The following is a 13,821-nucleotide window of genomic DNA, read 5'->3' on the forward strand; positions in this document are numbered from 1 at the left end:
TCCGCCGTGGCTAGGGTTCCTTGGTCAGGACTTCGAACTCTTCGACCCCCAGGACCTCCATGTGCTGCCCCGCCGTGGTCTCCGTGCGAATCTTCTCCACGGCCTGCTCGCTGCCGGCGAGTGCGGCCTCGTCATCCCAGAGGGTCACGGACAGGGACTTGCCGTCCTTGCCCAGCAGGTAGTAAATCCCCTTGCAGCCGGCCAGGCCAAGCACCTGGCTGACGGTGGCAGCTGACGGTGCTCCGGTGCTTCCGGGGCCTGGACGGTAGGTGCTGACTCTTGCGAACATCGATTCCTCCACTGTTGCGGCGACGTGTTCCCAGCCTCCCGTGCCCGAAACGCCGTCGGGCCGCAGGGCTGCTCCCACGGGGCGTGTGCCCCTCCAACAAGTTAGGGTCCAAACGCGTCCGGGCGGGCCATCGCCGAGATGGAGCCCCTGTACCAGCGCTACGATGCCTTTGTCACCATTTGTTCGGGAGAGGCCCCGACATTCCGCGCACACGACTCCCGCGCATTCTGGCGGCGGGCCAACCACTTCACGGCGGCGAACGTCACGGGCCAGCCTGTGCTGGCCCTGCCCAGCGGCTTTGGCCCGTCCGGATTGCCGCTGGGCATGCAGCTGCTGGGGCGGCCGTTTGGGGAAGCCGTGATTTTGCGGATCGGCCACGCATACCAAAGGGCCACGGAGTGGCACCTGCGGCACCCCGCACTGGTTCCCCATGCATCGGCCCCACCCGTCGAAGAACCGGAAACCCTCACGGAACCGCACGGGGAGGCGGTGACGGCCCTGCGTGCCGAATGCCTGGCGGCGGCCGGACGGGCGGGCCTGGACTTGGACAGGCGGATGCTTGCCCAATTGCTCGACGGGGCGCCGTACGCCCTCGCCATGGCCGATCGCATGCCACGGGACCACGGCTACGCCGAAGCGCCGGCCAATGTTCTCACCCTGCAGTCCCCATGACTGCCACCCTGTACAGCGTCAACTCCCCGGACCTGCCGCAGCCACCGGCGTGGCAGTCCGCCGGCCCCAAATTCTTCACTCCCAGCGAAAGGCAGTCCATGTCAGTCACCCTCGCCCAGGCCAACCAGGCCAACCAGGCCATTGCAGCCGCCATTGGGAAGGCGCACGTCCTGGGCATCAACATCAGCGTCTCCGTATGTGACCCAGGGGGCAGGCTGGTGGCCTTCGCCCGGATGGACGGCAGCCATTGGGGCGCCGGCTACGGCTCACAGGGCAAGGCAGTCGCCTCCGCCGGGTTCGCCAGGCCCAGCGGTCTGTTGGCTGAGCGGGCGGCGGCGCCCATCATGAGGGGCATCGCCCAGGCCGAGGGCGGGCACATGTTTTATGCCAAGGGAGCGGTGCCAATCTTCATCGATGGCGCACTGGCAGGGGCATGCGGCGTGGGCGGCGGCACCGGCGAGCAGGACGAGGAATGTGCCGTTGCCGGGTCAACTGCCGTGCTGGGGTGAAGCACCCGGTCCAGCCATCCAGAAGAAGGATTAGCCCATGATTTACGAATTCCGCTCCTACCAGGTGGAGCCGGAAAATGTCCCTGAGTTTGAGCGGCGGTTCGGGCAGGCCTACCCCGACAGGGATGCCTTCTCGCCCCTGGCCGGATTTTGGCACACCACGGACGGGCCGTGCAGCGAAGTGGTTCACGTGTGGCCGTACCGAGACCTGGCGGAACGCACCCGCCTTCGGGCCCTCGCGGCCCAGCACCCCAACTGGCCGCCGGCCACCGGCAGCTTCGTCAACCGGATGATGGTTGAACTGGTCCTTCCGTTCGATTTTGTCCAGGGTCCGCAGCCTGGCAGCCCAGGGCCGTTCTATGAGATCAGGTACGACTACTTCAAGGTCTGCGAGCTGCGTGCCGCAGGGGAGGCCTGGTCCCGTGCGATCCAGGAGCGCAGCCTGACGGAGCCCCTGGTGGTTGCCGGCCGCCTGGAGTTCGGCCAGAGCAACGGGATTGTCCAAATATGGGCACGTCCGCAAGCTGGCGCGGGCCCCATGGAAGGGTCCAACCCCACCGGCGCCCATGATGGTCCGGCGCCGACGTCCACCGTGACCAAGCAGCTGGCCCCTGCGGCCTTCTCACCCCTGCAATAGCACGCCGCGCCGGGCTACGGGGCAAGGCCCCACAGCTCAGGACGACGGCGGCGTGCCCGGGGCCTCATACAACCGGGAGACCACCTCGGCAACACAGCCGGGCTTCTTCGCCTCCCCGTTGAATTCCTGTTCGACGGTGACCTGGACGGTTGACTGTGCCCAGTTTTCCTGGCGGTCAAGGTCCACCAGTTTGATCCGGCCGCGCACCCGCGAACCGGCCAGGACCGGAGCCGGGTAGCGGACCTTGTTGGAGCCGTAGTTCACGCCCATGGACAACCCGTCCACCCGGTAGGTGTCGAACATGAACCCGGACACCAGGGAAAGGGTCAGGTAGCCGTGCACCAGCGTGGTGCCGAACGGCCCCGCTGCCGCCCTTTCCGTGTCGACATGGATCCACTGGTGGTCGTTGGTTACGTCAGCGAAGGCATTGATGTCCGCCTGGGTGATGGTGCGCCATTCCGTGACGCCAATTTCCTCACCCACGTGCCTGGCGAAGTCGTCTATGCCGTTGAAGGTCCTCATGCCTTGGGCCCGCCAGCCACATACAGCACTTGGCCGGAGACAAAACCGGCATTCTCGGACGCGAAGAAGGACACGGCGTTGGCAATGTCCGCGGGCTTGCCAGTGCGGCGCACCGGGATGGCTGCGGCGGCCTTGGCCGTGAATTCCTCGAAGGTGATTCCCATCCGCTGCGCCGTGGAGGCCGTCATCTCGGTTTCGATGAAGCCCGGGGCGATCGCGTTGGCAGTCACACCGAAGGGCCCAAGTTCCAGGGCCAGGGTCTTGGTGAACCCCTGGAGGCCTGCCTTCGCCGCGGAGTAGTTGGCCTGGCCGCGGTTGCCCAGCGCCGAGGTGCTTGAGAGGTTGATGATGCGGCCCCATTTTGCCTCGACCATGTGCTTTTGGGCCGCGCGGGAAACCAGGAAGGAGCCGCGCAGGTGCACGTTCATGACCAGGTCCCAGTCGGTGACGGACATCTTGAAGAGCAGGTTGTCGCGGATGATGCCGGCGTTGTTGACCACCACCACCGGCGCACCCAGCTCGCTGGCGGTCCGGGCGACGGCGGCGTCCACGGCGGCTTCGTCGGAGATGTCTGCCACGATCCCGATGGCCCGGTGCCCGGCCGCCGTCAACTCGGTGGTGAGGGCGTCCAGTCCCTTTTGGTCGAGGTCGATTGCGGCAACCTGGAAACCGTCGGAGGCCAGGCGCCGGGCAATGTCGGCGCCGATCCCGCGTCCTGCACCCGTGATGATGGCCGTGCGCTGCTGTTCAGTCATGTAGAAACCCGATTCCCTTGTCTGCTGTGACGCTGTTTTAACGGTAGGTGATCCACGAATGTGGAAGGTGGGCGTGGTCGTTGAATGTCACCATTGTCTGCCCCGATGAACCGGAGACAATCTTGGTAACGCCGGAATTGACCGTGACCCGGTTGAGCGCCAGCCATTGCGGGAATCCGCCGTCGAGGAGCCGGGCGGCTGCCCAGGCGATGGCGCCGGAGCTGGAGACAACCAGCGCGCTCTGCCCCGATGCGAGCCCGTCAAGTGCGCTGATGAGTGCCGCGTCGACGCGGCTGGTGAAGGCGGAGTACGTCTCACGGTAGTCGCCGTCGTGCTCACCGGAGGCCCAGCGGGCGGAAGCCTTCTCGAGCAGCCGTTGGAAGGCGCGCGAGTCAGTCCGGGCCTGCGGATCGTCCGCGGGGCAGGCACCGATCAGCTCGGTGGCGTTGAATTCGTCCCAGCGCGGGTCAACGCAGGCCGGGGTGGTCCAGCCGGCTGCTTCGAGGATCCCTTGTGCCGTTTGGCGCTGCCGCAGCATGGCGCCGGTGACAATGCGCACCGGGGAGGCGCCTGCCTGCATGAGAGCGCTTCCGAGGGCCTGGCTCTGTTCCCTGCCGCGCGGCGACAGGCGGTCATAGTCTTCGGTGCCGAAGGAAGCCTGTCCGTGCCGGACCAAGTAGAGAACGCTCACATGCATGACCCTAACCAACAGCGGGTCCCGGAGATACCCTCTCGCCCCTATCGGGGTGAAACGGAGGGGCAATCCCTGTTGCCCAATCCGGCAGCCGAACTATTCCCCGGCAGCCTCGGCCGAAACCAGGGGGTCGGGCCCGCGAGGGGGCAAGGGGCCGGCAGCTTCCACCGGGAATTGGTTCCGCACCCAGTATTCGTAACCGCCGATCATTTCGCGGACGTCCAGGCCCGCGGCGATCAGCCGGCGTGCCGTGTGGGTTGCCCCGTTGCAGCCGGGGCCCCAACCGTAGACAATGTAGCGCCGCTCCCGGGGCAGCAAGGCAAGTGCCTCCTCGAGACCCGCCACGGGCAGGTGCAGAGCACCTGCCACGTGGCCGTGGTCCCAGGAAAGCTGTTTGCGGGTGTCGACGATGACGGCGGCCCCGCCGGCCTGTGCTGCGGCGGCGGCGACCACGTCAATTTCGTAGGCCAGCCTTGCATCGACGAAGGCGAGCAGCTCACTTTGGGTCACCATGGGGCGCCTGCCCGCCGCAGGCCCATGCCTGGTTTTCCGGAGGCAACGGAGCCGCCGCGCAACACTGCCTGCCCTGCCACCAGGACGTCGTCAATTCCCACCGACTCGCCCAGCGGATCGTCATAGGTGGCTTGATCGGCCACGGCGAGCGGGTCGACAACCATGAGGTCGGCCACCCAGCCGGGGGAGACCCTGCCGCGCCGGCCGAGGCCGAAGCGGGCTGCGGGCGCCGTTGAAAGGTGGGCTGCTGCCTGCGGCCATGACCAGGTGCCGGTTTCACGCACGTATTGGCGCAGGTACCGGGCGAAGGTGCCCCGGGCCCGCGGATGCGGGTGTGCGCCAATGAAGATGCCGTCGGAACCGCCCATGTGGCCCTCCTGGGAGAAGATGGCAGCCAATTCGGCGACGGGGCGCCGGTGCCGCACGGCCATGACGGCGTTGACCTCCAGACGTGACGCGGCCAGCACATCCAGGCTGAAGTCGATGGGGTCGGTGCCGGCGCGTGCGGCGGCTGCCTCGAGTGTCAGCCCGTGCGCCCAGGCATAGCCGGCGGCGCCGATGTGGGCGAGGGTGATCATGGACAGCCAGTCCGGCCCCAGGCTGGCATTGCGCTTAATGGAGGGGAACCAGTCGCGGCGCAGGCGGGCCCGTTCGGCGGGGTCGTTCAGTGCCTTGACCACCGTTTCGGCAGGCTGCACGGAGAGTTCGTGGGGCAGCAGCGGCATGGCCAGCAGGGTGCAGCCGCGGGTGTAGGGGTACGCGTCAAAGGTGGCATCCACGCCCGCGTCCCGGAGGTACCGCAGCTGGGCATCGATGATGTGCGCCTGTGCGTGGAAGTGCGATATGTGGATGCGGGCGCCAGATACGGACGCGATGTGGGCGATCTCGGAAATGCCCGCGGCCGAATTGGCCTCGTAGCCGCCCCTCATGTGCGTGACATACACGGCCCCGGCATCAGCCACCGGGGCACAGAGTGCGGCGATCTCATCCGCCGTGGCAAAGATTCCGGGCACGTAGTCCAGCCCCGTGGACAGGCCGACGGCGCCCTCCTGGAGCCCCTGCGTGACCAGGGCGGCCATGGCGGCCGTTTGGGAGGGGGTTGCAGGCCCGCTCGACCGCCCGCACACTTCCGCCCGGACGGTGCCCGCGGGAACAAGGTAGGCATAATTCAGCCGCGACCGTCCGTCAACGGCGCCGAGGAATGCAGCCACACCGCCGCCGCGGTAGTGCGGGTGCGCTCCGTTGATGGCCGCAAAATACCCGCCGGCGTAGCTGCCGTCGCCGGGTGCGTAGGAGACCCCGTCCTGCCCGGCAACCACCGTCGTCACCCCCTGTTTCAGGAGGGCCCGCTGGACTGCCTCGTCCTCGATGAAGCCGTCGGCGTGTGAGTGCACGTCAACAAATCCCGGCAGCACGTACCGTCCGCGGCAGTCGATGGTGTCATCGCCTGCCTGCGGGGGCAGGTCCCCGACCTCTGTGATGGTCCCGCCGGCAATGCCGACGTCGGCCGTTCGCATTCCCTGGTCGTCTACGACGGTTCCGCCGCGCAACACCAAACGCATGGTGGGTTCCTTTCGGGGGTCGACTCTTAGAAAAAGGTGCGGACCAGTTCGACGACGAGGTCGCTGTCCTGTGAGGCGGTCATGGGCAGGTAGTGCCACTTGTCGAATGTCGTGCAGGGATGCGAAAGCCCCAGGGAGACCACCGAACCAAGCCCCAGGTCCCGGCCGCTGTGCACCAGATAACTGTGCTGGTCGTTCATGGCGGGAATGCTTGAGCCGGCCAGCGGCGTCCAGGGGCCTTGCAGGTCCGGCGCCTGCCGGCGGGGGATGGGCAGCCCCTCGTCGAAGGGGAAGTCGCGCTTGCCGCCGTCGAGCAGGGAAAGGCCGGGCTCCGGGTGGGACACCACGCGGGCCATGCCGCGCATGGCCGGAAGCAGGCGGCCTGCCCCGGTCTGGCCCGCCCCGGCCTGGCCCGCCGGGCGTCCCTCGTCGAGCGGGGAAATCCGGCGGTAGAAGCCGTCGTCGTGCGTGATGTAGGCGCCGCTGCGCAACGTCCAGCGGGTGTGCGGGTCCGCAGCTACGGCGTCCGCGTACACCTCGGCGACAACGTCGAAGTAGGCGCTGCCGCCGGCTGTGACGAAAATGTCGCCGTCGTCGTACAGCCCGCCCAGCGCCTGGTGCAGTTCGAGTTGTTGCCGCAGGTAGCGCCGGACGTTCGCAAGTGTCTCCTCCGAGCGGTCGTGCCCGAGGGAACCTTCGTAACCGCCGACGCCGGCCAGGCGGAGCACGTCCGAGGCGGCGGCGAGCCGGGCCACCTCAAGGGCTTCGGCGACAGACCGTGCACCGGTGCGCCCGCCTTCCGCACCCAGTTCGACGCACACATCCACCGGCCGGGGCAGCTCAACGCTGCGCAGGCCGTGTTCCATGGCCGCGATGGTGGCCACGGAATCTGCCCAGCAGACAAACCGGAACTGCGGATCGGCCAGTTCACCGGCAAGGTAGCGCAGGGAGCGGCCGTCGACGACGGCGTTGGCCAGCATGATGGAGTCCAGCCCGAAACTGCGTGCGGTGCGCACCTGCCCCATGGTGGCCAGCGTGATGCCGGTGCTGTCCGCGTCGAGCTGCCGCTGCCACAGCTGCGGGGCCATGGTGGTCTTGCCGTGCGGCATGAGTTGCAGCCCCCGGGACGAACACCACCTGGACATGACGTCAACATTGTTGTCAATGGCTGACTGGTCCAAGGCAACCAGCGGCGTCCAGAATTCGGGGAGACGGGGCCGGGTGGCCAAAAATTCCGTCACGGTCATGCCAAACGCGCGTTCAGGGATCCCCTTGTCGCGCGGGGAAAGGCGTTCTTCCCCGAGTTCCTCCAGCCGCAGCTTCCTGGTTGCCATCCCTGCCCTGTCCCTACTTGCTTTCCGGAACGGCGGCGACCACGTCGATTTCCACCAGAATGCCTGCCAACTGCGACCCCACCGTGGTGCGCACGGGATAGGGCTCGGAGAAGAATTCCTGGTAGGCGTCGTTGAACTCGGCAAAGTCGGCCAGGTCGGCGAGGTGCACCGTGGTCTTGACGCAGTGGTCCATGGTCAGCCCCCGTTCCTTGAGGATGGCCTGCACATTGCGCAACACCTGCCGCGTCTGCTCGCCCACGGAATCGGGGACGGCTCCGGTGGCGGGGTCCTGCGGCCCGAAGCCTGCCGTGTAGAAGAACCCGTTTGCCTCAATGCCCTGGCTGTAGGGGCCGGCGGGCTGCGGGGCGTTGGTGGTGCGGAACGCGGTCTTCGGGGTGAAGTTCATGGATGGTCCATTTCTGTAGGTGGTGCGCGGTGGTGCGGCTGTGCGGATGGCGTTCCTTGCAGGCAAGGCTACGCGTGCAGCCGGCCTGCGTTCTCGACGTCGGGCCGGAACGAAGCATAGGCGGTTGCAACAATGCCGATGACACAGATGACGGCGGCGTAGACGATGACCGGCCACACGCTCCCGAACGCCGCGGCGAGGGCTGTTGCGATCAGGGGCGCAAAGCCGCCGCCGATGGTGTTGGAAATCTGGTAGCCGATGTTGACGCCGGTGGTGCGTGCCTCGACGTCGAACATTTCAACGAGCATCGTCTGAAGGGTGCCCTGCATGGCCACGCCGGGAATGACGAAGCCGATGATCATGCCCAGCCAGATGAGTATGGCCACCTCGGTTCCGTAGAGCACGAAGGCGGGGTAGATAAGCAGGGCAAAGCCTATGCAGCCGCCAATGTAGGTCTTGCGGCGCCCGATTTTGTCCGACAGGGCTCCCCACAACGGGGCCGCGAAGATTTGGAGCACTCCCACGATCATGGTTCCGATGAATCCAACCTGGGCGTGGGTGCCCTTGGACACCATGTAGGCCAGACCGAAGGTCAGGATGATGTAGCCGGCGATGCTCTGCGGCAGTCCAATGAGGATGCCCAGTATGGCGTTCTTTGGGTGGCGGAAAACCTCCTTGAGGGGGGACTTGCGTTCCTGTGGCTTGTTGGCCCGGGCGGCGGCGAGTTCCTTGAACTCGTCCGATTCCTCCAGCTTGGAGCGCAGCACGATGGCCACGACGGCCAGGACCAGTGCGAACACGAACGGTATCCGCCAGCCCCAGGCGATGAAGAACGAATGCGATCCGGCCCCGACCAGCGTCATGAGTCCGGCAGAGGCGACATTGGCGATTCCCGCGCCGCTGATCAGCAGCGCCCCAAACAGTCCGCGGCGGCCGGCGGGTGCGTGTTCGACAACCAGGGTCGCGGCACCGCCCATCTCGCCGCCCACGAAGAGGCCCTGGCACATGCGGAAGACCAGCAGCAGGATCGGGGCGGCAATGCCAATGGCATTGGTCGAAGGAATCAGGCCGATGGCTGCCGTGGAGAGGCCCATGCCGATGACGGTGATCATGAGTGCCGTCTTGCGGCCCAGCCGGTCGCCGATGTGGCCAAAAATGAGGCCGCCAACCGGGCGCAGCAGGAAGCCGAACGCGAAACTGGCGAAGGATGACAGTGTTCCCACGACAGCGTTGTCATTGGGGAAGAACACCGTGGGGAACACGGTGGCCGAGGCCAGCCCGTAGAGGTAGTAGTCGAAATACTCCATCAAGGTTCCGACCGCACCACCGGCAATGGTGCGGCGCTGTTTTGCCGAAATCGTCGATCTCCACGACGCTTGCTGCGCCTGGTGGGTTACTGCCATGGGAGCCTCCTTGCCCGCCTCAATGAATTCCTGGAGCCGCCGGCTGTGCCGCGACTTGTTTCAAATTAGCAGGGCTTGAACAATATGTCTACGGCTTTTACAATTTGTATATATTGTTTCGTGCGTATAGGACTGACATATGACTGAGGACTTTATGGCGGCGAGTGCAGCCCCTGCCGGCGTGGACCAGTTGGCCCACATGGGGACCTACGAGTCCGTGGCCGACATTTTGGTGGTGTTCCGGCCTGTCATGCACGCCATGGCTGCTGCCGCCGGACCGGGCTGCGAGGTGGTCCTGCATGACCTCTCGGCCCCGAATCCGGATCTCCGCCACACCATTGCGGCCATTGAGAACGGGCATGTCACGGGGCGTGAGATAGGGGGCCCGTCCTCGAGCCTGGGCGCAAGCGTGATCCACAACCAGTCTGCTGACCACAACGCCTTTGGCTACCGGGGCATCACCAGCGACGGGCGCCAGCTGCGCTGCTCCTCCGTGTATTTCCGCAACGCAGCCGGGCGGATCATTGCCGCCCTGTGCATCAATGTCGACGTCAGCGCCATCCACCAGGCGCGGGCCATTCTGGGCGGACTCCTGCCGCAGGAAGCGGCGAGTTTCCCGGAACAGCCCAACGAATATTTTGGCCGGGACCTGGTTTCCGTGATGGATGTGATGATTGCCGAGGCCATCCGGGAAGTCGGCAAGCCGGTGGGGCAGATGAGCCGGGATGACCGCATCGCTGTGCTCACCACCTTGGACCAGCAGGGGGTGCTGCAGATGCGCAAGGGCATTGAAAGGATTGCGGCGCGCCTGGACATCTCCAGGGTCACCGCCTACTCCTACCTTGACGAGGCCCGCAGCCAGGGCCTGGACCCGGCCGCGGCCGCTGCGGAACGGTAGGGAAATATGCCACGTGCAGCCGGGACCAACTGACCCAAACGGGTGTATGGTTCAAAAATCCCCGGTCCGACGCCGAACGGGGGTTTGTGAAGGAGCATCCCATGACGCAAAATGGGCTTGGCATCGAATCGTGGCCGCCTCCGGTCGCAGCGCTGCTCCTGGACCTGAGCGCGGATTTGGCCTGTGTGGCTGGCTATGACGGCATTTTCCGGGAAGCCACGGGCGACTGGGAGGGGCTCCTTGGCTGGACGGAAGAGGATTTGTTCTCCCGCCCCTTCATGGGTTTTGTGCACGGGGATGACGCCCAGGCCACGACGGAACAACTGGACGCCGCACGGGGAGGGACCGGCATCGTCCATTTCCAAAACCGCTTCATTGCCGCAGACGGGTCGAGCCGGTGGCTGTCCTGGACAGCCGTCGGAATGCCCGGGGAGCAGGCCTTCCGGGCCGTGGCGCAGGACCTCACGCCGAAGCACGACGCCGAAGTGCGCGGACGTGAGAGCGACCAGCGCTACCTGGACCTCATCGAGTCCGCCCACGACATTGTCCAAAGCATCCTGCCCGACGGCCACTTTGATTTCGTCAACCGCGCCTGGCACGACAACCTCGGCTACACCCTTGAGGATCTGCCCGGGCTGACCCTTTTCGACATCGTCACCGAGGCCGACCACGAACACTGCTCCATCCTCATTGCCCAGATCATGAGCGGAATGTCCTTCGACCAGGTGGAGGTGACGTTTGTAGCCAAGGACGGGCACACCTTTCCTGTCGAGGGGAACGCGACAGGGAGGTTCCGGGACGGGCAGTTCGTTGCTACGCACACCTTTTTCAGGGATGTGAGCGACCGAAAGAAGGCGGAGGCACTGCAGGCCGCCTACCGGCGCCAGTTGGAGGATGAGGTCGCGGAACGTTCCGCAGCGCTGGTCCAGAGCGAAAAGCTGGCCACCCTTGGGCGCCTCAGCGCAGGCATGGCCCACGAACTGAACAATCCGGCCGCTGCTGCGCGGCGCGGGGCGGCACTCCTGGAAGAAACCTTTTCCAGGACCTGCTCGGCCCTGCTCACCCTGGCCCGCGCAACGCAGGACCCCGCCGAAGCCAAGCAGCTTGCCAAGCTCATGGAAGCCGCCGCGGCACACCCAACGGACTCCGGCCGGCTGGATCCGCTGGACCGGGGCGACCGTGAGGACGAGGTGGGGGACTGGCTGGCGGCCCACGGGCTCGCCGATTCCTGGGAGGCTGCGGGCTCCCTTGTCGAACTGGGGATGGCCGCGGCGGACCTTGACGGGTTGGCAGCAACGTTCGCCCCGGGCCGCCTGGAGGCAGCGATCACGGCCCTGTCGGAGGCGCACAACGCGTATGGCCTCATCGCCCAGATCGGGCACGGGTCGGCACGCATTTCGCAGATCGTGGGCGCGCTCAAGGACTACAGCTACATGGACCGCGCACCTGTGCAGGATGTCGACGTCCAGGAAGGGCTCAACGGAACGCTCGTCATGCTCGCGTCCAAGCTCAGGCTGGGCATCGAGGTGGTCCGCGACTACGGTGCCGATGTTCCCCGCATCGAAACCCTGGGCAGCGAACTGAACCAGGTGTGGACCAACCTCATTGACAATGCTGCCGATGCGATGGACGGTGCCGGGCACCTGACCATCCGCACCCGGACCGCCGAAGGCGGGGTCGCCGTCGAGATCGAGGACGACGGGCCCGGCATTCCGCCCGAGGTGGTGGGGAAAGTGTTTGAACCGTTCTTCACCACGAAGCCCCCGGGCCAAGGAACCGGGCTGGGGCTGAGCATTGTCTCCAACATGGTCCGGGGCATGGGCGGCACCATTGACGTGGTGTCTGCGCCCCGGCACACCGTGTTCCGGGTGTGGCTGCCGCTTCGGCTGCCCGACACCGGAGCCGCCGCGGGTGACACGCACAACGGGAGGCCGGCATGACTATGAACGCAGCGGCGCCGCAGCGGCCCGTGATTCTCGCCGTCGACGACGACCCGGCTGTCCTCAGTGCGGTGCGAGGGGACCTGCGCAGCCGGTACGGGCGCCACTACCGGGTGCTGACGGCGGCCGGCGGCGCCGAGGCCGTCGGCACCCTCAGGCAGTTGAAAGTCCGGGGCGACGCGACCGCCGTCGTGGTCTCTGATCAGCGCATGCCTGGGGTTGCCGGGACAGAGGTGCTCACTGCTGCCCGGCAGCTGTTCCCCGGGGTGCGCACAGTGCTGCTCACCGCCTACGCCGACACGGAGGTGGCCATTGGGGCCATCAACGACCTTCACCTTGACTACTACATCCTCAAGCCCTGGGATCCGCCCGAGGAGCGCCTGTTCCCCGTCATCGACGACCTGCTGGAAGACTGGCACGCCAACAACCAGCCCAGTTATGCCCTGACGCGGGTGGTCGGCAGCCGGTGGTCGGCGCGCACGCATGAGGTCCGCGACTACCTACAGCGCAACCAGGTGCCGATGCAATGGTTCGACGTCGACTCCAGCCCGGAGGGCCGGCAATTGTTCGAGGCCGCGGGCCAGGACGGGCTGCCCCTCGTCATCACGCCGGACGGCACGGCCCTCCACGCCCCCGATGTGGCCGCCCTGGCTTCGGCGCTGGGCCACAAGACCCATGCCGACGGCGAAGTCTTCGACCTGGCGATCATTGGGGCCGGGCCCGCCGGGCTGGCTGCCGCCGTGTACGGGGCCAGCGAGGGCTTGCGGACAGTCTGCCTCGAGGCAATGGTCCCCGGCGGACAGGCGGGGCAATCCTCACGCATCGAAAACTACCTGGGATTTCCGACAGGGATTTCCGGGGCCGACCTTGCGCGGCGGGCCGTGACACAGGCGCGGAGATTCCAGGTGCAGCTGCTGGCGCCGTCGCCCGCCGCGGGGCTTGACCTTTCGGGGCCGTACCCCCGGCTGGAACTGGCGGATGGTGCTGCCATCAGCGCCGGCGCCGTCATTCTGGCCTGCGGAGTCGCCTACAACAGCCTCGGCGTCCCCGGCAGCACCGAATTGGAGGGCCGCGGCGTGTTCTACGGGGCCTCGCTGGGCGAGCGCGACACCGTCCGCGATGAGGACATTGTCATTGTGGGCGGGGCGAACTCGGCCGGCCAGGCGGCCGTCTACTTCTCCGAGTACGCGCGCTCCGTGACCATCCTGTGCCGTGCCAGCGAGCTTGGCGCCAAGATGTCCGCCTACCTCGTGGAGCAAATTGCCGGGCGGGCGAATGTCACTGTCCGATGCGGGACATCCGTGCTGTCGGTTGAGGGTTCGGAACGCCTGGAGGGCGTGGTCATTCACGATGCCGCCACGGGCGTCAGCGAACGCCTGCCGGCGTCGGCGCTGTTTGTCTTTATCGGCGCCCTGCCGCGCACCGACTGGCTGCCGCCGCAGATAGCGAGGGACGGGCGCGGATTCATCCTCACGGGGCCCGCGCTGGGCGGGCGGCGCCACCGTACGGCCGACGGAGACCGCGATCCGTTCCTGTATGAGACGAGCGCAGCGCGCGTTTTTGCCGTCGGGGACGTCCGGGCCAGCTCCGTCAAGCGGGTTGCCTCCGCAGTGGGCGAGGGGTCGGTGGCCGTCCAGTTTGTCCACCAGGTCCTGCATGGCTGAAGGCGGGACGGGGCAGATGGATT

At 66.7% G+C, this 13,821-nt stretch carries 15 protein-coding genes; 6 read left to right on the plus strand and 9 right to left on the minus strand.

Annotation, left to right across the window (positions count from 1 at the left end; translation table 11 throughout):
• Positions 1-10 precede the first annotated feature (10 nt).
• Positions 11-367, minus strand: a complete 357-nt coding sequence (locus G6N77_RS12115) for a hypothetical protein (protein ID WP_262454452.1) — start codon at positions 365-367, stop codon at positions 11-13.
• Between the two features lie 60 nt (positions 368-427).
• Here G6N77_RS12115 and G6N77_RS12120 point away from each other — a divergent pair, with 60 nt between their 5' ends.
• Genes G6N77_RS12120 through G6N77_RS12130 form a run of 3 tightly spaced genes read left to right on the plus strand, consistent with a single transcriptional unit; the run spans position 428 to position 2,107 of the window.
• Positions 428-961 carry an amidase family protein gene (locus G6N77_RS12120; protein ID WP_165182426.1) on the plus strand — a complete coding sequence of 178 codons (534 nt, stop codon included), beginning with the start codon at positions 428-430 and terminating at the stop codon, positions 959-961.
• Positions 958-1,470 (plus strand): GlcG/HbpS family heme-binding protein, encoded by a 513-nt coding sequence (locus tag G6N77_RS12125; protein WP_205678247.1) that lies wholly within the window; start codon positions 958-960, stop codon positions 1,468-1,470. The genes G6N77_RS12120 and G6N77_RS12125 overlap by 4 nt, the downstream gene beginning before the upstream one ends.
• Positions 1,471-1,507: 37 nt before the next feature.
• Positions 1,508-2,107, plus strand: a complete 600-nt coding sequence (locus G6N77_RS12130; RefSeq protein ID WP_165182427.1) for an NIPSNAP family protein — start codon at positions 1,508-1,510, stop codon at positions 2,105-2,107.
• Between the two features lie 36 nt (positions 2,108-2,143).
• Here G6N77_RS12130 and G6N77_RS12135 read toward each other — a convergent pair whose 3' ends face one another.
• From G6N77_RS12135 to G6N77_RS12170, 8 genes are all read right to left on the minus strand, one after another.
• Entirely contained in the window at positions 2,144-2,629 is a 486-nt protein-coding gene (locus G6N77_RS12135; protein ID WP_165182428.1) for a MaoC family dehydratase, read from the minus strand.
• Positions 2,626-3,384, minus strand: coding sequence for an SDR family oxidoreductase (locus tag G6N77_RS12140; RefSeq protein ID WP_165182429.1), 759 nt, complete (start codon positions 3,382-3,384; stop codon positions 2,626-2,628). Before G6N77_RS12140 ends, G6N77_RS12135 begins: the two co-directional genes overlap by 4 nt.
• A gap of 37 nt (positions 3,385-3,421) precedes the next feature.
• Positions 3,422-4,075, minus strand: coding sequence for a histidine phosphatase family protein (locus G6N77_RS12145; protein WP_165182430.1), 654 nt, complete (start codon positions 4,073-4,075; stop codon positions 3,422-3,424).
• A 99-nt stretch (positions 4,076-4,174) separates the two neighbouring features.
• Positions 4,175-4,591, minus strand: a complete 417-nt coding sequence (locus G6N77_RS12150) for a rhodanese-like domain-containing protein (RefSeq protein WP_165182431.1) — start codon at positions 4,589-4,591, stop codon at positions 4,175-4,177.
• Positions 4,585-6,153 (minus strand): N-acyl-D-amino-acid deacylase family protein, encoded by a 1,569-nt coding sequence (locus G6N77_RS12155; protein ID WP_165182432.1) that lies wholly within the window; start codon positions 6,151-6,153, stop codon positions 4,585-4,587. Before G6N77_RS12155 ends, G6N77_RS12150 begins: the two co-directional genes overlap by 7 nt.
• Before the next feature lie 26 nt (positions 6,154-6,179).
• Positions 6,180-7,487 carry an alanine racemase gene (locus tag G6N77_RS12160; protein ID WP_165182433.1) on the minus strand — a complete coding sequence of 436 codons (1,308 nt, stop codon included), beginning with the start codon at positions 7,485-7,487 and terminating at the stop codon, positions 6,180-6,182.
• A 13-nt stretch (positions 7,488-7,500) separates the two neighbouring features.
• Positions 7,501-7,893: a RidA family protein gene (locus tag G6N77_RS12165; RefSeq protein WP_165182434.1), complete on the minus strand. Its 393-nt coding sequence runs from the start codon at positions 7,891-7,893 to the stop codon at positions 7,501-7,503.
• Positions 7,894-7,961: 68 nt separating this feature from the next.
• A complete protein-coding gene (locus G6N77_RS12170; protein ID WP_165182435.1) occupies positions 7,962-9,296 on the minus strand; it encodes an MFS transporter in 1,335 nt (444 codons plus the stop codon).
• A gap of 139 nt (positions 9,297-9,435) precedes the next feature.
• Between G6N77_RS12170 and G6N77_RS12175 the strand changes: the two genes are divergently transcribed.
• The 3 genes from G6N77_RS12175 to G6N77_RS12185 all read left to right on the plus strand — a co-directional run bounded on the left by G6N77_RS12175 (position 9,436) and on the right by G6N77_RS12185 (position 13,798).
• A complete protein-coding gene (locus G6N77_RS12175; RefSeq protein WP_165182436.1) occupies positions 9,436-10,194 on the plus strand; it encodes a helix-turn-helix transcriptional regulator in 759 nt (252 codons plus the stop codon).
• Positions 10,195-10,295: 101 nt separating this feature from the next.
• The gene (locus G6N77_RS12180; protein ID WP_165182437.1) at positions 10,296-12,134 is read left to right on the plus strand and encodes a PAS domain-containing sensor histidine kinase; all 1,839 of its coding nucleotides are present in this window, start codon (positions 10,296-10,298) and stop codon (positions 12,132-12,134) included.
• A complete protein-coding gene (locus G6N77_RS12185; protein WP_205678249.1) occupies positions 12,131-13,798 on the plus strand; it encodes an NAD(P)/FAD-dependent oxidoreductase in 1,668 nt (555 codons plus the stop codon). Before G6N77_RS12180 ends, G6N77_RS12185 begins: the two co-directional genes overlap by 4 nt.
• Positions 13,799-13,821 lie beyond the last annotated feature (23 nt).

The sequence above is a fragment of the Arthrobacter silviterrae genome (genome assembly GCF_011045165.1).
Lineage (GTDB): Bacteria > Actinomycetota > Actinomycetes > Actinomycetales > Micrococcaceae > Specibacter > Specibacter silviterrae.